This window comes from Paludibaculum fermentans (genome assembly GCF_015277775.1).
Lineage (GTDB): Bacteria > Acidobacteriota > Terriglobia > Bryobacterales > Bryobacteraceae > Paludibaculum > Paludibaculum fermentans.
In genome coordinates this window covers 1,754,780-1,773,975 of the sequence record NZ_CP063849.1, presented here as the reverse complement: position 1 = coordinate 1,773,975, position 19,196 = coordinate 1,754,780, and the positions used below count along the sequence as shown (strand labels likewise).

The 19,196-nt window shown below is 64.2% G+C and carries 20 protein-coding genes; 9 read left to right on the top strand and 11 right to left on the bottom strand.

What is annotated here, in order from left to right; genetic code table 11:
* Positions 1-3: 3 nt before the first annotated feature.
* From IRI77_RS07030 to IRI77_RS07015, 4 genes are all read right to left on the bottom strand, one after another.
* Positions 4-1,821, bottom strand: a complete 1,818-nt coding sequence (locus IRI77_RS07030) for an ABC transporter ATP-binding protein (RefSeq protein ID WP_194451363.1) — start codon at positions 1,819-1,821, stop codon at positions 4-6.
* A complete protein-coding gene (locus IRI77_RS07025) occupies positions 1,818-2,729 on the bottom strand; it encodes a glycosyltransferase family 9 protein (protein ID WP_194451362.1) in 912 nt (303 codons plus the stop codon). The genes IRI77_RS07030 and IRI77_RS07025 overlap by 4 nt, the downstream gene beginning before the upstream one ends.
* A 20-nt stretch (positions 2,730-2,749) precedes the next feature.
* A complete protein-coding gene (locus IRI77_RS07020; protein ID WP_194451361.1) occupies positions 2,750-2,920 on the bottom strand; it encodes a Trm112 family protein in 171 nt (56 codons plus the stop codon).
* A gap of 77 nt (positions 2,921-2,997) precedes the next feature.
* Positions 2,998-3,519, bottom strand: a complete 522-nt coding sequence (locus IRI77_RS07015) for an SRPBCC domain-containing protein (protein WP_194451360.1) — start codon at positions 3,517-3,519, stop codon at positions 2,998-3,000.
* 127 nt (positions 3,520-3,646) lie between these two features.
* Here IRI77_RS07015 and IRI77_RS07010 point away from each other — a divergent pair, with 127 nt between their 5' ends.
* The 4 genes from IRI77_RS07010 to IRI77_RS38470 are packed head-to-tail and all read left to right on the top strand — an operon-like array spanning position 3,647 to position 7,665.
* The gene (locus IRI77_RS07010; RefSeq protein ID WP_194451359.1) at positions 3,647-4,327 is read left to right on the top strand and encodes a PEP-CTERM sorting domain-containing protein; all 681 of its coding nucleotides are present in this window, start codon (positions 3,647-3,649) and stop codon (positions 4,325-4,327) included.
* Between the two features lie 5 nt (positions 4,328-4,332).
* A complete protein-coding gene (locus tag IRI77_RS07005) occupies positions 4,333-6,288 on the top strand; it encodes an alkaline phosphatase family protein (protein WP_194451358.1) in 1,956 nt (651 codons plus the stop codon).
* The gene (locus tag IRI77_RS07000) at positions 6,285-7,145 is read left to right on the top strand and encodes a GNAT family N-acetyltransferase (RefSeq protein ID WP_194451357.1); all 861 of its coding nucleotides are present in this window, start codon (positions 6,285-6,287) and stop codon (positions 7,143-7,145) included. The genes IRI77_RS07005 and IRI77_RS07000 overlap by 4 nt, the downstream gene beginning before the upstream one ends.
* Positions 7,146-7,149: 4 nt before the next feature.
* Positions 7,150-7,665: a methylated-DNA--[protein]-cysteine S-methyltransferase gene (locus IRI77_RS38470; RefSeq protein ID WP_194451356.1), complete on the top strand. Its 516-nt coding sequence runs from the start codon at positions 7,150-7,152 to the stop codon at positions 7,663-7,665.
* Between the two features lie 4 nt (positions 7,666-7,669).
* Here the strand turns inward: IRI77_RS38470 and lpxK are convergent, their stop codons facing one another.
* Positions 7,670-9,934: a tetraacyldisaccharide 4'-kinase gene (lpxK, locus tag IRI77_RS06990; protein ID WP_194451355.1), complete on the bottom strand. Its 2,265-nt coding sequence runs from the start codon at positions 9,932-9,934 to the stop codon at positions 7,670-7,672.
* On the opposite strand from lpxK, the gene IRI77_RS06985 reads away from it, so the two are divergent.
* On the top strand, positions 9,924-10,526 hold the full coding sequence (locus IRI77_RS06985; protein ID WP_194451354.1) for a hypothetical protein: 603 nt from the start codon (positions 9,924-9,926) through the stop codon (positions 10,524-10,526). The genes lpxK and IRI77_RS06985 overlap by 11 nt on opposite strands.
* Before the next feature lie 2 nt (positions 10,527-10,528).
* Here the strand turns inward: IRI77_RS06985 and IRI77_RS06980 are convergent, their stop codons facing one another.
* The gene (locus tag IRI77_RS06980; RefSeq protein WP_228486632.1) at positions 10,529-11,326 is read right to left on the bottom strand and encodes a peptidylprolyl isomerase; all 798 of its coding nucleotides are present in this window, start codon (positions 11,324-11,326) and stop codon (positions 10,529-10,531) included.
* Positions 11,327-11,446: 120 nt separating this feature from the next.
* On the opposite strand from IRI77_RS06980, the gene IRI77_RS06975 reads away from it, so the two are divergent.
* The 4 genes from IRI77_RS06975 to IRI77_RS06960 all read left to right on the top strand — a co-directional run bounded on the left by IRI77_RS06975 (position 11,447) and on the right by IRI77_RS06960 (position 15,818).
* On the top strand, positions 11,447-13,153 hold the full coding sequence (locus IRI77_RS06975) for a lysophospholipid acyltransferase family protein (protein WP_194451352.1): 1,707 nt from the start codon (positions 11,447-11,449) through the stop codon (positions 13,151-13,153).
* A gap of 7 nt (positions 13,154-13,160) precedes the next feature.
* A complete protein-coding gene (locus tag IRI77_RS06970) occupies positions 13,161-14,051 on the top strand; it encodes a hypothetical protein (RefSeq protein ID WP_194451351.1) in 891 nt (296 codons plus the stop codon).
* A gap of 12 nt (positions 14,052-14,063) precedes the next feature.
* A complete protein-coding gene (locus tag IRI77_RS06965; protein ID WP_194451350.1) occupies positions 14,064-14,723 on the top strand; it encodes a bifunctional 4-hydroxy-2-oxoglutarate aldolase/2-dehydro-3-deoxy-phosphogluconate aldolase in 660 nt (219 codons plus the stop codon).
* A 234-nt stretch (positions 14,724-14,957) separates the two neighbouring features.
* Positions 14,958-15,818 (top strand): aldo/keto reductase, encoded by an 861-nt coding sequence (locus IRI77_RS06960; protein ID WP_194451349.1) that lies wholly within the window; start codon positions 14,958-14,960, stop codon positions 15,816-15,818.
* Between the two features lie 68 nt (positions 15,819-15,886).
* On the opposite strand, the gene IRI77_RS06955 is transcribed toward IRI77_RS06960, so the two are convergent.
* The 5 genes from IRI77_RS06955 to IRI77_RS06935 all read right to left on the bottom strand — a co-directional run bounded on the left by IRI77_RS06955 (position 15,887) and on the right by IRI77_RS06935 (position 19,142).
* A complete protein-coding gene (locus tag IRI77_RS06955; protein WP_194451348.1) occupies positions 15,887-16,066 on the bottom strand; it encodes a MerR family transcriptional regulator in 180 nt (59 codons plus the stop codon).
* 63 nt (positions 16,067-16,129) lie between these two features.
* Positions 16,130-17,344 (bottom strand): 3-keto-disaccharide hydrolase, encoded by a 1,215-nt coding sequence (locus IRI77_RS06950; protein ID WP_194451347.1) that lies wholly within the window; start codon positions 17,342-17,344, stop codon positions 16,130-16,132.
* A gap of 39 nt (positions 17,345-17,383) precedes the next feature.
* Positions 17,384-17,755 (bottom strand): c-type cytochrome, encoded by a 372-nt coding sequence (locus tag IRI77_RS06945; RefSeq protein ID WP_194451346.1) that lies wholly within the window; start codon positions 17,753-17,755, stop codon positions 17,384-17,386.
* 146 nt (positions 17,756-17,901) lie between these two features.
* Positions 17,902-18,396: a Spy/CpxP family protein refolding chaperone gene (locus IRI77_RS06940; RefSeq protein WP_194451345.1), complete on the bottom strand. Its 495-nt coding sequence runs from the start codon at positions 18,394-18,396 to the stop codon at positions 17,902-17,904.
* A 110-nt stretch (positions 18,397-18,506) separates the two neighbouring features.
* Complete coding sequence (locus tag IRI77_RS06935; protein WP_194451344.1) at positions 18,507-19,142, bottom strand: O-methyltransferase; 636 nt, start codon at positions 19,140-19,142, stop codon at positions 18,507-18,509.
* Positions 19,143-19,196 lie beyond the last annotated feature (54 nt).

Below are 19,196 nucleotides of genomic sequence, written 5' to 3'. Positions count from 1 at the left end.
AGCTCAGTGCTCCAAATCAACATACTGTAAGTCGTGCAGGCGCTGGTAAATGCCACCCTGCCCGATGAGTTCGTCGTGCGTGCCGATCTCGCTGATGGCGCCGCAGTCCATGACGACAATGCGGTCGGCCCGGCGGATGGTCGAAAGGCGGTGGGCGATCACGATCACCGTCCGGTTTCGCATCAGGTTGCCCAGCGCGTGCTGCACCAGAACTTCGCTTTCCGTATCCAGTTGGGAAGTAGCTTCGTCCAGGATCAGGATCGGCGCGTTCTTCAACAGTGCCCGGGCGATGGACAACCGCTGGCGCTGTCCGCCGCTCAGGTTCGCTCCGCGTTCACCCACCAGCGTGTCGTAACCTTGCGGTAGCGCCTCGATAAACTCAGCCGCCATGGCGTTCTGGGCGGCATCTTTGATCTCATCGAGCGTCGCGCCCGGCCGGCCGTAGCGGATATTGGCGGCGGCCGTATCGTTAAACAGAAACGTGTCCTGGCTCACCACCGAGATCCGCTGGCGCAGGCTGTGCAGGCGCACGTCGCGGATGTCCCGGCCGTCGATTTTGATGGCGCCGCCGTCGACGTCATAGAACCGTGGCAACAGTCCGGCGATGGTCGATTTGCCGGCGCCGCTGGGTCCCACCAGGGCCACCACTTCGCCGCGCCGCACTTCCAGGTTCAGGTCGCGGATCGCAAACCCATTGGGCGTATTCGGATAACGGAAACTGACGTCCTCAAACCGGATCGACTCGCGGAACTCCGGCATGTTCGGAGCCGCCGGTTTCTCGATGATCTGCTGCGGGCGGTCGATGTACTCAAACACACGCTGGCTGGCGCCTTCGGCCTGCTGGAAGATGTTGTGGATGCCGGTGAGCCGCTTCACGGGCTCGTACAGCAGCAGCAGGGCGACCACGAAGCTCATGAAGTCGCCGCTGGTCATGTGATTGGCTTTGATTTGCGTCCGGGCGTACGTGAGCAGGCCCACGATGGTGGCCGCGCCGAAAAACTCGATGATGGGCGACGGCAGCGCCTGGAACGAGATATAGCGCAGCGACGAGCGTTTGAACTTGGTGGCGGCCAGGCGGAAGCGGTCGCTCTCGATCTTCTCCGCCGTGAAACTCTTCACCACGGCGTGGCCGCTGAAGGCTTCCTGCAGGATCTCGCTCATCTCCGCGGCATGGTCCTGCGCACTGCGCGTCGAGCGCCGGATGCGTTTGCCCAGGCGGGCGGTCGGCAGCAGGACGAACGGCAGCACGGTGGTCGAAACCAGCGCCAGGATCCAGTCGCTTTGGAACAGGACGTAGATCATGCCGAGCGCGGCGAAAACCTGCCGCAGCCAGTCGGCCAGCATCTGGGAGACCGCCAGCTGGATCTTCTCGATGTCGCTCATCAGGGATGACATCAGCCGTCCGGTGGAGTGGCTGCCGAAGAACTCGTGCTCCTCGCCCACCACCTTGTCAAAAGCCTGCTGGCGCAGGTCTGTGACGGCGGAGAGGCCGGAGTAGCTCACCAGATAGTTGCCAAAATAGTCCGCAATGCCCTTCAGCAGGAACACGACGAGAATGGCGACCGCGACCAGCGTCCAGACGTTGTGGATCGGGAACGGAATCAGTTGATCGAGATAGAGGTGAATGCCTGTCCATTCGGGGATGGGCAGCGCGACACGGGTATCCACGGTATCGGGCTGCAGCACGCGGTCGAAAATCGGCTTCAGCAGGATGGGCAGCATCGTGCGGCCCACGCCTGAAACCAGCATCAGGAAGACGGCCAGCAGGAGCGCCGGGGTGTAGCGCCTGGCGTAGCCCAGCAGGCGGATCAATTCCTTCACTGCGCCACCCCCCGCAGCCGTTCCACCGCCGCAATGGCCTGCTCGACCGGGACTCCAGCCAGTCCCGACGGACTCGAGAGCACCTGGCTGCGTGTCCTCCACGGAGCCCAGATGATGGGATCGGAAGTTCCGTAAAGCACCACCACCGGTACTCCGAAGGCGGCGGCCATGTGGGCCGGACCGCTATCGTTTCCAACGAAGAGCTCCGCTCCGGAAAGCAGGGACTTCACCCCTTCCAGCGGGGCGCCTTCCAACCTTTCGAACTCCGCAAAGGCGGATAGATCGTCGCCAGGACCGCCAATGATGACGGGCGGCAACCCGGCTTCGCGCAGATGCCGGGCCACTTTGAGGAAATTCGCGGCGGGCCAGGTCTTATCGGCCGCGGACGCCATCGGATGCAGCACGGAGTAGGCGGGCCGCCTCGCCGGAGCCGCGCAGAACAGCCGGGCACGGGGGATGTCGGTAATAGGCACTCCCAGATAGAACACGGCCGAGGCGAGATGCTCCGCGGTGTGAACCGTTCTTTCTTCGCCCAGAATCTCTTGGGCCCGTGGAATGTGAAGGTTATAAACCCACTGCTGGCGGAAATGGCCGAACCCGGCACGCTGCGGGGCGAGCGAAAGCCCGGTCAGCGCGGCGCTGCGCGAGCCGCCGTGGTAGTTCAAGGTCAATGCGGGGTGAAAGCCGAGAACGGCCCGTTTGGAAGGTGGCAGGATGGCCGAGACGTCTGGATTGCCTTGGAACAGTTGGGCGAAGCGATCTTCGACCACCACCCCAATCTCCAGATCCGGCCTGTGGTTTTTGAGCAGGGCAAGCGCCGGCGTCGTCAGAACACAGTCGCCCAGCGATCTCAACCGCACAACCAGGACCCGTGCGCCGGGGGGCAACTGCTCGACGACGGTGGCCATGGGAACGCCGCTAGCGGGCGTTACTCCTCAACCCGTGCTTCGTCCACCAGCATCACTGGGATGTCGTCGCGGATCGGGTACACCCGATGGCACGCCGGACATTTCAGACCGCTCTTGTCCTCGGTAAGCGCCACGGATTCCTTGCAGACCGGGCACACCAGAATCTCCAACAGTTCTTGACTGACAGCCATGGGATTTCAATCAATTGTAGCAATCCGCACCGCCGGGCGACATGCGGAAAATCGTTACGGTCCTGTGCGATGCCCCGCTAGGGGTGCGACTCGCAGCGGGCCTTCAAGGCTTCGTTCATGGCACGGAAGCCGATCTCGGTGCGGTCGAGCATGCCGGCGAACAACGGACCCACCAGTAGGCCATAGAAGTGTTCTGATTGCTTCAACTTGGTGTGTCCGTCCCCGGTGGGCTCCAGGACGAAGCGATGGTCGCCGGTAAAGAAGCCGGGTATGGCGAGGCCGCCGCGCCAGGCCAGTTCGCGGTTCGGCGTAATGGTAATGATGCGGGCCACAAAATCCGTCTCACTGTCACCGGGCGGGCGGATGGTGATGTGCAGCTTCTCGTCCTCGGATAAATTTCCGGAAAGAGTCAGGATAAACGGGTTCCACATCGCGTAATTGCCGGTATCGGTAAGGATGCGCCAAACGGCCTCAGGCGGGGCGGCGATGGCGATCTCGGTTTCGATGGTCCGGTCCTGTTGAGTAATGGTCAAGCCGATCCAGGTCAGGAAGACGAGCAGGCAGAACGCCAAAATGAAGAGTGGAAATCCGCGCGGCATCGATGTTCTCCGATTATACGGGGCGTCCAGGCGGGATGGCGCGGCCTCCAATCAGATTCATCTGTTACACTTACCTCTATCTTGACTGGGTGCTGCCCCGCGGGGCAGATGGAGAGGAGACTGCGGAATGAACAAATTACACGGCTTGGACGGTCAAAAACCCAAGTCGCTCAATGCCAGGCTGTTCGCCTATGCTCTGGCCGGAGGAGCGGCGCTTGCCAGCGCAACGCCCGCCAATGCGGCGGTGATCCACTACGGTGGGCCGACGCTCGACACAGCTGGCAGCTCTTTCAATCTGGACTTGGACGGCGATTTGACTACCGATTTCACCTTCCAGTCCGGAGCAGGTGACTCAACCGCAACGATCGAGGCGTTCGTTAGCTTCCCCGCCGGAGGCGTGACCGGCCCGCTCGCGCTCGGTGCACCGGTCAATGCGACTACAACATTCGCCACTTCCTCACCGTATAAGCTCGCCAAAGCCTTCGTCGATTCGGCGGGTGTGGTGACCTCCAGCAGCGGACCTTACGCCATTGCGCCCAATCAGTATATGGGCCTGACCTTTGATATAGGTGGAGTTGCCCACTATGGCTGGGCGAGGCTGGAACTTTACGGCACAGGTACTCCTGAGGCGAATGGTTTGTTGGCGCAAGGCCAGTTGGATATCCGGCTGATGGAGTATGCCTACGAGACGAACAACCGGGGGGCCATTGCCGTCGGTCAGACTGCCGTGCCCGAACCCTCCACTTTGGCTTTGTTCGCCCTCGGTGCCGCCGGCATTGCCGCGATGCGCCGCCGTAAGGCCGCCTAGCAGAAATGGCGGAGCGTCTGGCTCGCAGGGTCGTCCTGGTTGGCTGGAGTGCGGCGGATTGGAAAGTACTGAATCCGCTGTTGGACGCTGGAAAACTGCCGGCCCTGCAGGCTGTCGTGGAACAGGGCGTCAAGGGCGACCTTGCCTCCCTGAGCCCGATGCTTTCGCCGCTGTTGTGGACCTCGATCGTCACGGGACATACGCCCGAACGTCACGGCATTTTGGGTCCTCTCGAACCGGATGCAGCCACTGGGGCGACCCGCGTGGCTTCGTCCACCTCCCGCAAAGTCAAAGCCCTTTGGAATATCCTGGCGCAATCCGGCTTGCGCTCGCTGGCCGTGAACTGGTGTGCCAGCCAGCCGGCGGAATCTGTTTCAGGGGTCGTCGTCTCGAATCTGTACCCCAAGGCAAGGGCAGCGTATGGCCAGCCCTGGGCGCTCCCCGGTGGCTGCATTCATCCCCGATCCCTCAGTGACCCACTCTCCGAATACCGCATCCACGCCGGTGATTTGACCGGAGACGACCTGAAGGCCTTCATCCCCGCGCTGGAGCGGGTGGACCAGGTCTCAGACACTCGCCCGCTGACGCTGGCCATCGCCCTGGCCGAGGCTCTCAGCGTGCACGGGGCGGCGACCTGGCTGATGGAGCACGAAACCTGGGACCTGCTGGCTGTTCATTACTCCTCGCTGGATGCGGTTTGCCGCACGTTCATGCCGTTTCATCCGCCGCGTAGGGAGCATGTCTCCGAGGCCGATTTCGAGATCTACCAGGCGGTGGTGGAACGCGTCTACTGCTATCACGACGCCCTGCTGGGCCGGCTGATCGAATTGGCGGGCCCGGAAGCGGCGATTGTGCTCGTCTCCGAGCATGGGTTTCAGAGTGATGGGCTGCGGCCTTCGGGTGCGCCCACACTGGACGACCCTGCCAGCGGGTGGGAGCGCGGGCATGGCGTCTTCGTTGCGGCGGGACCGGGGCTGCGCCAGGATGAACTGGTGTTTGGAGCCGGGCTGCTGGATATCGCCCCGTTTGTCCTGCAACTGCTCGGGTTGCCGGCCGGACAGGATATGCCTGGCCGGCTTCTGCCCGATGCCTTTGTGAATCTTCCGGACGATGTACGCATTCCCACGTGGGAAGCTGCGCGAGTCGGGCAGGCGGAAGACGAGTGGGACCGCGCCGGCGCGCTGGCGGAGTTGGCGGATCTGGGCTTTGCGGATCCGGGGCCGACCGCTGAGTACGTGCGGGTCACGGCCCAGAACGAAGCTACGCTGGCGCATGTCCATGTGGCCGCGAACCGTTTCGCCGAGGCGATTCCGCTGCTGGAGCGAGTCCTCGCCGTGCAGCCGTCGGCAACGGCGCGCATGGCGCTGGCTCACTGTTATCAGATGGTTGGACGGCTGGGCGAGGCGCGAACGGTGGTGGACGCCGTATTGGCGGCAAACCCGCACCATTCGCATGGCTGGCTGATCCGGGCGAATCTGGCCTTGGCGGCGGGCGAGCCCGAGGCTGCGCTGGAACTGCTGGCGGAGGCGGGCCGGCGCGGGGCAGGGAACGCGCAACTGCAACACCGCATGGGTCTTGTCTACGAGAAGCTGGGCCGCTGGAGTGACGCCGGGGAGTGCCAGGCTCGGGCGCTGGAGTTGGATCCGCAGTTTCAGCCGGCCTGTATGGGCCGGGCTCGTGCGCTGCTGGAATTGAAGCGCAATGTCGAGGCGGCGTCGATGGCTCTGGACGCCGTGAACCTGCGCTATGACGATCATGCGGCGCACCTTCTGCTGGGCGTTGCGCTGGCCCAGGAAGGGCAGGCGGTACGGGCGATTCAGGCGTTGGAGACCTCGGTCCGCTACCGGCCCACCTCCGCCGCGCACCGCTGGCTGGCGTTCTTGAGCGAGAAGGCTATCGTCAACCCGCAGAAGGCTCTGTTCCACCGCAAGCGCGCGGCAGAGTTGGCTGGCAAGTCATGACGGGGCGGATCCGGCGGGCGCAGGGTGCGGATTGGGCGATTTGCCGGGCGCTGGTGCCGGAAGCGTGTGGACGGACCGATTGCCCCATTGAGGGTCTGATCCTGCATCCGGAGGCCGGGCCGCGCGTTGGGGGCGCTGCCGTGCTGCGGTTCGATGGGCAGGACGCCTGGCTGGGATTGACGGTGGTGCCGCCGGTGCGGCGCCTGGGATTGGGTTCGTACGTCTTGGAAGCTGCCGTGGAGGCCGCCCTGGCAGGCGGCGCCCGGCGCATGGTGACCGCTTGCGACACGCTGGCCGAACCCGCCGCCGCGCCGTTCCTGGAGAAGCACGGTTTTGCGGCCGTCACTCGAATTACGACGTTCGAAGCCAAATTCCCGGCCTGCGGGCAGCCGCTCCTCCGAGTGCGCGACGAACTGGTGGCCCGCAACCGCGTGCCGCGGGATTGGGTACTGACGACCCTGGCGCACGTGCCCCTGGAGGCGGTAGGCCGATTGTTTGCGGAGTACATCGCGCAGCGCGAGGACTTGGCGGAAGCTCCGCTGCGGCTCGACCGGGAAGGCGGGCGCTATGACACCTCTCCGGTGATTCTGGAGAGTGGCCGGCCCGTCGGGGCGCTTGTCGCCGAGAAGCGGGCTGATATCTGGCATGTCGAAGGGCGCTTTGTGGTCCGGGGGCACCAGAGCGGCGTAGCCAATGCGATGCTGCTGGGGTTGGCCGTCGATCTGGCGATGGAGCACAAGGCGTCGATTATCCTTTTCGAATCGCGTGACGACAACCGCGACACCCTCAAGCTGGCACGGCGCATGAACGCCCGGCCGCTGCGCGTCAAAACCCGGTTTGAGCTCGCTCTATACTGAAGGCATGCCGAAGTGGACTTGTGTCCCCCTGGGAAGCCGGCTGGTTCTTTTTGTCGAAGCCGAAGGCGAAGTGCTGCGCCGTGCGTGGTTTGCGAAGCGCGAGGACGACACCCCTCCGGGCTGGCAGGCCGAGGATCGCGACGACGCGCTGCCGGTGCTGGTGGAGGCACGGCGGCAATTGCGGGAATATGTAGCCGGCCGGTTGCGGCATTTTACTGTACCTTTCCGGTTAGATGGGACGGCCTTCCAACAGCAAGTCTGGCAGCAATTGACCGAAATCCCGTGCGGCGAGGTGCGCAGCTATGCGAGCGTCGCCCAGGCGATCGGCCGGCCCAAGGCGGTACGGGCCGTGGGCGCGGCGAACGGGAGCAATCCATTGCCGGTGTTCGTGCCTTGCCACCGGGTGATCGGCAGCGACGGGTCGCTGACCGGGTTTTCGGGTGGCCTGGAAGTGAAGCGGGCTCTGTTGGCGCTGGAAGGAGCTCCCGTGCAGCAGGGTTTGCCGCTCGGCGAGGAGTAGCCGCCTACTCGACCGGCGGCAGGATGCGCCCGATCAGTTCGAGCAAATTGGGTTCGTCCGTCAATATCAGGGTCATTTTCACGGCTTCCACTTTGCAGGCCCGGGCCAGGTCCGGGTCGATATTCAACAGGTCTTTCTCCGTCGTCAGCAGCATTTGGGAGCGCATGGCGAGCGGACGCAGATCCTGCTCCGTGTAGTGGTGATGGTCAGGGAATTCCCTGAAGAACGAGACGGTTAGGCCGAGTTCCTGCAGAGTTCTCCGGAAGCCCTCCGGCTGGCCCAGGCCGCAGAAGGCGCCTATGGTGGTGCCCGGTGGAATGGGTGGCGCCTCCGCCTTGGTGTGCGCCAGGAAGATCGGGGCGTGCTCGTTGTGGCGCTGGATCTCGCCGATCAGCCCCTCGTAAGTGCGGCCGGGTTCGGTGCGGGTAATGACCACCGCTTGGGCGCGTTCCAAAGCCGAGAACGGTTCGCGCAGGGTTCCGCGCGGGGGCAGGCCGTTGCGATAGGGATTGATCGCATCAATGAGGACAATGTCCAGATTCCGGCGCATGCGCCAGTGCTGGAAGCCGTCGTCCAGGACAATCACGTCGAACAGGTACTGTTTGGACAGGGCCTCGCGGGCGGCCTGGCGGTCGGCTCCAATGCCGAGGGCGGCATGACCGGCGCGGAGGATCAACTGGGCCTCTTCGCCGGTTCGTTCGACCGGGGCGCGTTCTCCGGGCAGCAGGGTGATCACGGGCTCCTGGCTGGTGCGTTTATAGCCACGGGTGAGCACCGCCGGACGGCGGCCCTGTTCCGCCAGACGTTCACAAAGCCAGAGAACAAAGGGGGTTTTGCCGCTGCCGCCCATGGCCAGGTTGCCCACGCTGATCACCGGTTGAGGCGGCAGGTCCAGACGGAGACTCTTCAACGAGCGATCGATGGCGACTCCGGCCCGCCACAGCCAACTCAGCGGGTTCGCGCCGGGCGGACGGACCAGCGCGGCCTCGTAGGCACGGACCACGGCGCTGACGGCACGGCCGGTGGCTCCGCGGCGTTCGTCGGAGAGCTGGCGGCCGATCTCGCCGATGGTGCGGTCGTACAGGTGGCGGCCCACGGTGATGGCCAGGTCCGCCGGGTCTTTCACGGTGACGACCGCGCCGGCCGCGCGGAAAGCGGCGGCGATTTCGGAGAAGTTCTCCATGTGTGGGCCGGTGACCACGGGCACGCCGAAAGCGGCGGGCTCCAGAATGTTGTGCCCGCCCCGATGGGGGAAGGTGCCGCCCATGAAGACGACGTCAGCGACCCGGAAGAGTCCGCTCAACTCGCCAATCGTGTCGATGAGCAGGACGGACACCGCTTCGTCGGTCAGTTTCGACCGGCGCTGGAACGGGATGCGGCGGGCGGTGAGCTTCGCGGCGGCTTCGTCGAAACGTTCGGGCCGGCGGGGGACCAGGATGAGCAGCAGGCGGGGGAAGCGTTCGCGAAGAAGTTCAAAGGTATCGAGGACGATGTCGTCTTCGTCGGGATCACCGGGTTCGGCGGGCGGCATCGTGGACGCCGCGATCCAGATTCGTTCGGGATCGTTGCGTTTCAGCCAGGCGTGGACGGCGGGGGCGATGGAGGTGGAGTCGGGGTAGAAGTCGTATTTCAGGTTGCCGGAGGCGACAGCGTGGGGAGCTCCGAGTTGTTCATAGCGTGAGCTGGCGATGGCGTCCTGGGCCAGGATGGCGTCCGGCCAGGCGAGGGCGGCACGGAAGAACCAGCGGAAGCGGAGGTACTTGGGCAGGGCCTTGTCGGAGATGCGGCCGTTGACGACGAGGAGCCGTGCTCCGCTGCGGCAGGTATCCCGATAGAGATTAGGCCAGATCTCGGTCTCCATGACGATGACTACCGAGGGCTTCAGGGCGCGAAGGACGCGGCGGACGGCGAAACGGTAGTCGATGGGGGCGTAGAAGACGCCGTCGGCGAGGCCGGCGAGTTTCTGCTCCGCCATGGCGCGTCCGGCCAGGGTAGTGCAGGAGACGTAGATGGGGGCGAAGGGCAGTTCCTGCTTCAGGCGCTGCAACAAACCCACGGCGGTGATGGCTTCGCCGACGGAAACGGCGTGCAACCAGATGGCTCCGGGCACCGTCCGGTGCAGGGAGCGCGGCAGGAACCCGAAGCGTTCCAGCACCTTATTGGCATAGGCGTCGTTCCGGTGGATGCGAAGTGCGAGATACAGTAAGAGAAATGGAAAGGCGAGGGCCTGTAGGGTCCAGTAGAGGAGATAAATGAGTTTGGCCCGCAAACCCCTGATTTTAGCCCTTTGTGGAGTCGCCGCGGCGGCTTTCCTGCTAGGGCAGAATACTTTCAAACATGGTCCGGCTTCGTCCTACCCCTCCGTACAGACCATTGGGAAGCTGAAAATCGCCGCTGTGCGCTATGAAAGCGACACGGATACGAAGCAGGCGTTCGGCAAAGTGAACCCCAATGAATACGGCATTCTGCCGGTGTTGCTGATCTTTGAGAACGCGGGCGACCAGACGCTGCTGCTGGACCGGATGAAGGTGGCGTATCAGTATCCAGGTAATGAGGTTCTGCCGATGGCGGCCACTGATCTGCCGTATCTGATGGGTGTGAAGCGGCCCGGCTCCGGCCCCAAGTATCCGATGCCCATCCCGCTGCCGAAGAAGAAGAACCCGCTGGCGGCGATCGAACTGCAGACGCGTGCGTTTGGGGCGAAGTCGATCATCAAGAACGATAGCGCGTCCGGATTTTTCTACTTCGAGACGCGCTATCGCAAAAGTGCGGTCATCTACATTACCGGCATCCGCGAAGCCATCACCAACAAAGAAGTCTTCTTTGCCGAGGTGCCGCTGGATGAGCCGACGCCGGAGTAGAGCTACTTCTTGGCGGGCGTAGCGGCGGCCGGAGCCTTGGTCGCCGGGGCCTTCGTGGCCGGAGCCTTCGTGGCAGGCGTGCCGGTGGCGGGCGCCTTGGTGGCCGGGGCCTTCGTAGCGGGCTTGGCGGCCGGGGTTGCGGGTCCGAGGATGACGCCGCCGGGCGGCACTGGGCCGACGCGCTCAAAGGTGACCTTCGCGATCACGACCGGCGTCGCGGGCTTCTCACCCATCTTGGGGACGCGCGTCACTTTGGTGACCACATCCTGGCCTTCCAAAACCTGGCCGAAGATGGTGTGCTTGCCGTTCAGGTGCGGCGTGGGGGCATCGGTGATGAAGAACTGGCAGGAACCAGTGCCGAGGCCGGCATTCGCCATCGCCAGACGGCCGGGGATGTCGAACTTCAGCGTGGGATGGAACTCGTCCTTGATGACGTCGGTTTCGCCCATGCCGGTGCCGGTGGGGTCACCGCCCTGGATCATGAAGCCGGGAATCACGCGGTGAAAGATGAGGCCGTTGTAGAGGGGCCGGCGGACGCGGGTTCCGGTTTTGGGGTCGGTCCAGAGCTTGCGGCCCAGGGCGAGGTCCACGAAATTCTTCACGGTGACGGGCGATTCGGTTTCGTACATCTTCAGGACGACGGTGCCGAAGGGCTGCCCGCCCTGGGTGATCTGGATGGTGGTGTAGAGGCCATTTTCCCGCGCGGGTTTAGGGGCGGCGGGGGCTGCGGCGGCCGGGGCCGGAGTCTGGGCGCCAAGCGCGCCAGCCAGGGCCAAAGTCGAAAATAGGGCTGAGAACATCCTCATACTCCCATCGTACCAACGCGGTGCAAGGGGAATTGGCGGGTTAACCGGCGTTTTTCCAGTATTCACGGCGGCGTCACGCCGGATTCAAATACAAAGGCTAGCGTGTCGGGGTAGATGCAGCCTACACCCGTCTTTCAAAGCGCCCTGCGGCGGTTCGCTCCGGAACCGGTGGCCGGAGCACTGGGCAAGCTACTTCGGATAGAGCGCCTGGAGGAGGTAGTCCGGGGTGTGCGCGCGCGGCAGAACGCGGGGGCGTTTCCAGAGGAGATGCTGCGCGCGCTGGGGGTGACGATCCGGGTGGAGGCGGCAGACATGGCGCGCATTCCGGCCACGGGTCCGCTGGTGGTGGTGGCGAATCATCCGTATGGACTGATTGAGGGTGCGGTGCTGCAGGCGATGCTGGCCCGGGTGCGGACGGATGTGCGGCTGCTGGCGAATTCGTTGCTGGGGATGGTGCCGGAGCTGCGAGAGAGCCTGATTCTGGTGGATCCGTTCGGAGGAGCGGCTCGGGAGAATGCCAGGGGGATGCGCGAGGCGCGGCAGTGGCTGCGCGGAGGAGGCGCGCTGATCGTGTTTCCAGCGGGCGAGGTTTCGCATGCCGGTTGGGGGCAGAAGGAGATCGTGGATCCGCCCTGGAATGAAGGCGCGGCGCGGCTGGCGCGGCAGTGCGGGGCTCCGGTGGTGCCGGTGTACTTTTCGGGGTGCAACAGCGCGCTGTTCCAGATCGCGGGGCTGGTGCATCCGCGGCTGAGGACGGCGCTGTTGCCGCATGAGCTGCTGAACAAGCGCGACCGGGAGATTGAGGCGCGGGTGGGCCATGCGGTGAGCAGTGAGGAGCATTCGACGGCGGAGCTGCGCCGGCGGACCTACTGGCTGGCGGAGCGCAAAGCCGGGAAGCCGCGGGTGGTGCGCCGGATGCAGCCGGTGGGCGCGGCGGTGCCGGCCGAGTGGATGGAGCGGGAGCTGACGGCCCTGCCGCCAGAGCGGTTGCTGGCCAGCTCTGGGGCGCTGCGGGTGTATTGTGTCCAGGCGCGCGAGGCTTCGATGACATTGCGCGAAGTGGGGCGGCTGCGGGAGGAGACGTTCCGGGCGGCGGGCGAAGGTACGGGGCGGCCTTATGACCTGGATCGTTTCGATTCCTGGTATGACCACCTGATTCTGTGGCACGCGGAGAAGCGGCAGGTGGCGGGCGCTTACCGGTTGTGCGGCGCCGATGCGGGCCGGGAGCTGTATACTTCAACGCTGTTTCGGTTCAGTGACGCGTTTTTTCAACGGTTGGGTCCGGCGCTGGAACTGGGGCGGTCGTTTGTTGCGCCGGAGTTTCAACGCGGTTTCCAGCCGCTGCTGCTGCTGTGGAAGGCGATTGGGCAGTATGTGGTGGCGAGGCCGAGGTACCGGTTCCTGTTTGGTCCGGTGAGTGTCAGCGCCGACTACTGTCCCGCTTCGCGGGCGCTGCTGGCGCGGTTCCTGGCGGAGCACTGTTTCGACGGGCAGCTTTCGCAGTGGGCGGCGGCGCGGTCGCCGTATCGGGGGAAGCCGTCGCCGGAATGGCCGCAGCCGGCCGATGTCGATGACCTGGACCGCCTGATCCGGGAACTGGAGCCGGACGGCAAGGGCGTGCCGGTGCTGGTGCGGCAGTACCTGAAGCTGGGTGGAAAGCTGTGCGGGTTCCATTTGGATCGCGGATTTGGCGATTGCCTGGACGGCTTGATCGTGGTGGACCTGGAGCGGTGTGAGCAGAAGCAGTTGGAACGCTATCTGGGGCGGGCCGGCGCGCAGGCGGTGGCGGAGCGCGCGCAGTCCGCCGCCGGAGTGGTGTAATGGCGCAATGGAGCTCCTGCTGGAAGACCTGCCGCAACACGGCTTGTGGTTGATTGGGCCGAGTTCTCCTTACTACGACCAGTGGCTGGCGGAGATCGGCAGCCGCCCGGACGGGCTGCCAGCGGTCCCGGACGATTTCATCGACGAATCTGAAAGGCCGGGGTCGGCCATTTGGGTGAACGGAAGTGGCAAGGATGTCGCGGCCTGGTCGTTTGTCTGGCGGTATGAAGACCTCAACGGGCGGGTCACGTCGAGGACCGTCTCGACGGGTGGGACGGCGACGCCTTCGCTTTTGCACCCATTTGGCCTCAGCGAGGACTACCGGCGGAAGTTGCGTTATTCGAGTGTGATGCTGGCGGGCTCGAAGCGATGGGTGGGCGGCGGCCGCGTGGTGGGCAGCAATACCGATGTGCGGCAGCCGGCGGAGGAGGAGAGATCGGGCGGAATGCTCTTTGGCTTCGGGCGTGGCGGCGATGATCCGATGGATTGGAGCATGCTGCGCCGGACGACGTTAGTGCTGGATGGTGTGTTCTTTGTCGATGGGACGTTCGCCGGTCCGGACCAGGCTGGGCTGTGGGGGCGCGTGGTGCACACGGCGGAGGTGACGGCGGAGCTGGCCCGGATTGCCCACGAAGGGCGGGCGCGTGGAGATGCGCCGCAGGTGCTCTACGCGCTGTTGGCCGAAGCGGCGAAGGGTCCGGTGGAGCCGGGCACGCCGCCGCCGCCCCCAACCCGGCCGGCTTCGACCGGAGCCGAAGTGGGCGATGCGGTGGACGAGGTGCACCGCGGCCTGGGCTCCATGATCGGCCTGATGCGCCAGCATTCGGGCGACGAGGCGACTTTGGAGCGTTTGGCGTCGTGGCACGGCACGGTGCTGCCCGATTTCCGGCGCCTTTGATACATTGAATACATGAAAAAAGAGAGTATCCTCTCCGCAATGCTAGAGATCGGCATCGTTCCGGTCGTACGTACTCCTACCGCTGACAGTGCTTACAAGGCGATCGAGGCCATTTACAAGGGCGGAATCCGCGCGGCCGAAGTGACGATGACGGTGCCGGGCGCGGTGAAGGTGCTTGAGAAGCTGGCCGATGAGTTCGGCGACAAGATGGTGCTGGGCGCGGGGACGGTGCTCGACCCGGAGACGGCCCGCATCTGCATGCTGGCTGGTGCGCAGTTCTTTGTCACGCCGGCTCTGAACCTGAAGACCATCGAGATGGCGCAGCGCTATTCGCGGCCCATCTGCCCCGGCGCGCTGACGCCGACCGAAGTGCTGGCTGCCTGGCAGGCCGGCGCCGATATCGTCAAGGTGTTCCCTTGCGACAACGTGGGCGGCGCCAAGTACATCAAGGCTTTGAAGGGACCGTTCCCGCAGATCGAAATGATCCCGACGGGTGGGGTGAGCCTGACAACGGCCGGCGACTTCCTGAAGGCGGGCGCGTGTGCGGTGGCCGTGGGCGGCGAACTGGTGGACGCGAAGACGATCAAAGCCGGGACGTACGAAGTGTTTACGGAACGGGCTCAGCAGTTCCTGGAAGTGGTGGCGAAGGCTCGGGCGGAGATGCGCGGGTAGGCGGGTTCGTTTGGTTTGTCGACGGGTGCGGGGTCAGGGGACCCCGCGCGGACCAGGGGGTCCGCCGTCCCAATGATTGCGGTGTCCTGCGCTGCCAGGAGACTTTGCCGGGTTCCGAGCTGTGCGGCCGATGGCTGAGGGCTTACTTCCGTAACCTTTTCGCGCTTACGCCATCTGGCCGCTGCACCATCCTGGATTGGTATGGTATTGTCACGTCATCGACTGGGAGGTCCCATGAAACGACGATCGTTCCTGACAGCAGGCGCCGGCGCAGTCAGTCTGAGCGCTTTTCCGTACCACCTTTTTGCTGGTACAACACAGAAACTGGCCAGCGATGTCGTGACGCTGGGTCCCCGGAAGATCAAACTCAGCCGGCTGGCCATGGGCACCGGCACCAACGGCGCGGGCGGTAGCTCGAACCAGACGAAGAAGCTTGGGTTGGAAGGCGTCGCCTACATGATGCGCGCCGCCGTCGACAACGGTGTCAACTTCTGGGATTCGGCCGACCAGTACGGTACGCATGCCCATCTCAAAGAGGCTCTCAAGAAGACGCCGCGCGAGAAGGTTGTCATTATGTCCAAGACTCACGCTTCCACGGAAACTGAGATGAAGGCGGACATTGACCGGTTCCGGCGCGAGATCGGTACCGACTACATCGACATCCTGCTGCTGCATTGCATGATGGACGCCGACTGGCCCCAGCGTAAAAAGGGCGCCATGGAGTACATCAACGAACTGCAGGAGCGCGGCATCGTCCGCACCAAGGGTGTCAGTTGCCACACCATGGGAGCCTTGAAGGCTTCGGCCGCTTCGCCCTGGGTGGAAGTTGATCTGGCCCGGTTGAATCCGGCCGGCGTCGCGATGGACGCTTCGCCCGCCGAAGTGATTCCGGTGCTGAAGCAGATGAAGGCTTCGGGCAAGGGCATCATCGGGATGAAGATTTTCGGGGCAGGGAAGCTGCGGAACAAGACGGATGAGTGCCTGCAGTATGCGCTGTCGCAGGACGTGCTCGATTGCTTCACCATCGGCAGCGAGAACGTCAACGAGATGATGGAACTGACGAAGAAGATCCCGGCGTCCAGCACGCGCGGCTAACGGAAATAAAGAAGCCCGGATCCGCGCCCTCCGGAATGGCGCGAATCCGGGCTTTCTTGTGTCTGGGGTTAGCCCTTGGCGCTCTGCGCGCGGATCGAGGTGATCTCGGCCGGCGGGATGCCCAGGTACTCGAGGAAGCCCTGGTGCTCCTTCGGATCGGTGCGCTCAAACTCAACGTGCAGCTTGTGCATCTGGTCTTCCGTGATGCCGGCGGCACGCAGGATGGCTACGAACTTGTCTTTCGTCATGTGTATATGACCTCCTGCAATCCACGTTGAGGCGTGAAGCGATAGACGGGTCAAGCCGTTTTACTATTTTTTCGGCACCAGCAGTTCGATGTCCTTGAACCAGACGTCTGTAGGCTTCTTTGCCCCGTGGGTCTGCAGGCCGAGTACGCCCTCTGTGCGGCCGGGCGTGTCGTCGGGCAGATAGAGCGTGCGGGCGCCATTCACGTGGAAGACGATGCGGTGGCCGTGCAGGGAAGCCGTGAGCTGGTTCCAGTCGTTCGGCTTCACGGTGCCGTTGTCCTCTGGGCCGGTGACCCATTTGCGTCCGCCAGGGCCGGTCTCCCAGAAGCCGCCGGTGCCTTTCTTCTCGTCGATCTCCACTTCGTAGGCAGCGAGGTTCTTGGGATCCGTCCGGACAAAGAAGCCGGAGTTGCCGCGCTGGATTTTGAACTTCAGGCGGACGGTGAAGTCGGTGAGCGAGAGGTCGGAGACGAGCATGCCGATCTTCTCGTCGCCCTCGACGGAATGGGCGTAGATGGTGCCGTCCTGCACCGTGATGCTGCCGCCGCCCCGCGGGGTCCAGCCTGTGAGGGTCTTGCCGTCCCACAGCGGCTTCCACATGTGGCTGCCGTTGTCCTGAATCTTTATGTTCTTCCATCGGACCTGCACGGGCTTGTCACCCTTGTAGGCGTGGACCTGGAGGCCGATGAAGCCGGAGAGGTCCTCGGAATCGGTGAGGTTGGCGCAGGGGATCCCGTTGATCCAGGTTTTGATGGAGTCGCCCACGGCCTCGACGCGGTAGTGATTCCATTGATTGTCTTTGAACGCCTTGGAGGCGGTGGGATTGCTGGAGATGTTGTCGAGCCAGCCGCGGCGCGCTTCGTCGTAAATGCCGCCGGAGGCTCCGGACTTCTCGTCCGCGACTTCCACCTGGTAGCCGTAGACACGGCCCTTGGGTTCCGTGTGCTGCGCGCTCTTGGCGCCATCGAAGGTGGTGACGACAGTGTCGGACGGGTAGCGGTGGGCGCGGACCTGGACGCCCGAGTTCAGCAGCGGATCTGTTTTGGTGTCGAACTCGAGTACGAAGTCGCCGAACTCCTTTTTGGAGCAGAGGAAGCTGTTGGGGCTGCCTTCCACGGTGGTGCCGACGATTTCGCCTTTCTCGACAACATAAGTTGCCTTGCCGTTGCAGACCTCCCAGCCCTTGAGGGTCTTGCCGTCAAAGAGTGGGGTGAAGGGCTTGTCGGCGGCGGCGAGGGTAGCCGCGCCCAGAAGAGTGAGTAAGAAGATTCGAGACATGGGGCCAGAGACATCGTATCCGATGTGAGGGGCCGGGACTTACAGGCCGGAGACGTAGACGGCCAGGGCGTGGCGCAGGCGGGCGTCGAGATTGCTGAGATCGACGGTGCCGGGACGCTCGGTGCGCTCCAGCAGTTCGTCTTCGGAGTAGCGGCGGCCGAGGCCGTTGATGGGTTTCACGTTGCCGCCGGCGTAGGAGCGGTCCGCGCCATCGGCTCCGTGGCAGCGGCTGCAGAGGGAGGTGTAGATGTCCCGGCCGGTGGTCCAGGCCTGCAGGTCGGCTTCGGCCTGCTGGGGCGTGGCGGCGACGCGGCGCACGTGCAGGGCTTCATCCAGCACGAGATACAGGCCGTTGGAGAGAGGGAGGACGAAAGGCGCGGGTGGGACAGCGGCGAGGAGCAGGGCTAGCACGAGGGGCTTCAAACGGGCAGGGTAGCACAGGCTGGCAAGACCGGAGCCGCAGGGTGGGTCATGTTGGGGGCATGTCACCCTGCGGCCGGATCTACTCCAGAACAGCTCAGGCGCCGGCTCTACACTGGGAGGGCGTAGGGGCAGGCTTACTGGTTGGTCTGGGAGCGCATCGCCTGCGGACCACCGCGGCCCATACCCATGCCGCCCATGCCGCCGGGTCCGTGAGGCATTGAATCGAATTTCGTCTGTTGGTCGGGCGTCAGGACGGCGTAGAACGCCGCTTCCGCCTTGCTCTCGATGGAGGTCACCTGGCCGTTGATGGTGCCCAATTGCGTGGCCGCCTGGTCGATGGCGACGACATCGTTCTTCTTGACCGCCGCCGCCAGGGTGTCGTGAATGGTAGAGACGTTGGCGCGGGCCTTGGTTGTGGCCGCATCCGCTTCAGTGAAGATTGTGGTGGCGGAAGCCTGCTGCGCGTCGCTGAGGCCGAGTCGTTTGGTGAGCATCTCGACGCGGAACTGGATGCGGGTGGCTGCGTCCGGCGGATTGCCACCGCCCATGCGGCCCATGCCCGGCCGCTGCGCGAAGACGAACGCCGAGCTGATGGCAGCAGCGGCGATGAATCGGGTGAGTCTGTTCATTTGGTTGCGTTGAACCTCACAACCATAGAACGCCAGTTTTCGAAAATGGGTTGCTTTCGCCCAGGTAAAGGATTGTTAAGTGCAGGCAGGGCGAGCGGCCTGCCGTGTTTTCATCGCTTTTTCAGCGTGACAGCCAGCCCGCCACCCTGGGCGTAGATGATGGTCTCCAGGTCTGGCCGGGCCGTGACGGTCTTCATGTACTCGGGCACCATTTCCACGTTGTGGGCCAGGATCAGGCCTCCGGGCCGTACCAGGGGCAGGAGCTTGGTGAGGTAGTCGAGGTACCCGTCCTTGTCAGCGTCAAGGAAGACGATATCGATGGGGAGCTTCAACTGCTTCACGTTCTGATGGGCGTCGCCCTGGACTATCGTGACCAGCTTTTCCACCCCCGCTTTGCGGAAGTGCTCCTGCGCAATGGCGGCCCGGCGCGGATCGAGCTCGAAGGTGGTGAGGTGGCCGCGCGTGCGGTCCAGGGCCATGCAGAACCAGAGCCCGGAGAGTCCTGTCGAGGTACCGATTTCGACAATGTTGCGGGCTCCCGTGGATTCGGCCAGCAGGCGCAACATACGGCCATCGATCTCCGGCACATTGGCCCAGACCTCGTCCGCCTGGACCGCCTCCTCGAGCACGCTGAGGATGAGCTTCTCGCTTGCGGTGCGTGGCTGCGGCGGAGTTTGCTCGTCGCGCGTGACCGGATTCCGGCGCAACCGGGGCTGCCACCCGCTGGAGGTGTAGGGAGACGCCAATAGTAATCCTAGGACGAGTAGGAGTTTCATAGAAGAAAAGGCGGAAGTACTGTT

Excerpts from the sequence above, each read along its gene's own strand:
- IRI77_RS38470 (WP_194451356.1), top strand. The coding sequence starts at position 7,150 with ATGCCGAAGTGGACTTGTGTCCCCCTGGGAAGCCGGCTGGTTCTTTTT.
- IRI77_RS07010 (WP_194451359.1), top strand. The coding sequence starts at position 3,647 with ATGAACAAATTACACGGCTTGGACGGTCAAAAACCCAAGTCGCTCAAT.
- IRI77_RS07005 (WP_194451358.1), top strand. The coding sequence starts at position 4,333 with ATGGCGGAGCGTCTGGCTCGCAGGGTCGTCCTGGTTGGCTGGAGTGCG.
- IRI77_RS06980 (WP_228486632.1), bottom strand. The coding sequence starts at position 11,326 with ATGTTCTCAGCCCTATTTTCGACTTTGGCCCTGGCTGGCGCGCTTGGC.
- IRI77_RS06960 (WP_194451349.1), top strand. The coding sequence starts at position 14,958 with ATGAAACGACGATCGTTCCTGACAGCAGGCGCCGGCGCAGTCAGTCTG.
- IRI77_RS06955 (WP_194451348.1), bottom strand. The coding sequence starts at position 16,066 with ATGACGAAAGACAAGTTCGTAGCCATCCTGCGTGCCGCCGGCATCACG.
- IRI77_RS07025 (WP_194451362.1), bottom strand. The coding sequence starts at position 2,729 with ATGGCCACCGTCGTCGAGCAGTTGCCCCCCGGCGCACGGGTCCTGGTT.
- IRI77_RS06965 (WP_194451350.1), top strand. The coding sequence starts at position 14,064 with ATGAAAAAAGAGAGTATCCTCTCCGCAATGCTAGAGATCGGCATCGTT.
- IRI77_RS06970 (WP_194451351.1), top strand. The coding sequence starts at position 13,161 with ATGGAGCTCCTGCTGGAAGACCTGCCGCAACACGGCTTGTGGTTGATT.
- IRI77_RS07015 (WP_194451360.1), bottom strand. The coding sequence starts at position 3,519 with ATGCCGCGCGGATTTCCACTCTTCATTTTGGCGTTCTGCCTGCTCGTC.
- IRI77_RS06950 (WP_194451347.1), bottom strand. The coding sequence starts at position 17,344 with ATGTCTCGAATCTTCTTACTCACTCTTCTGGGCGCGGCTACCCTCGCC.
- IRI77_RS06940 (WP_194451345.1), bottom strand. The coding sequence starts at position 18,396 with ATGAACAGACTCACCCGATTCATCGCCGCTGCTGCCATCAGCTCGGCG.
- IRI77_RS07000 (WP_194451357.1), top strand. The coding sequence starts at position 6,285 with ATGACGGGGCGGATCCGGCGGGCGCAGGGTGCGGATTGGGCGATTTGC.
- IRI77_RS07020 (WP_194451361.1), bottom strand. The coding sequence starts at position 2,920 with ATGGCTGTCAGTCAAGAACTGTTGGAGATTCTGGTGTGCCCGGTCTGC.
- IRI77_RS06975 (WP_194451352.1), top strand. The coding sequence starts at position 11,447 with ATGCAGCCTACACCCGTCTTTCAAAGCGCCCTGCGGCGGTTCGCTCCG.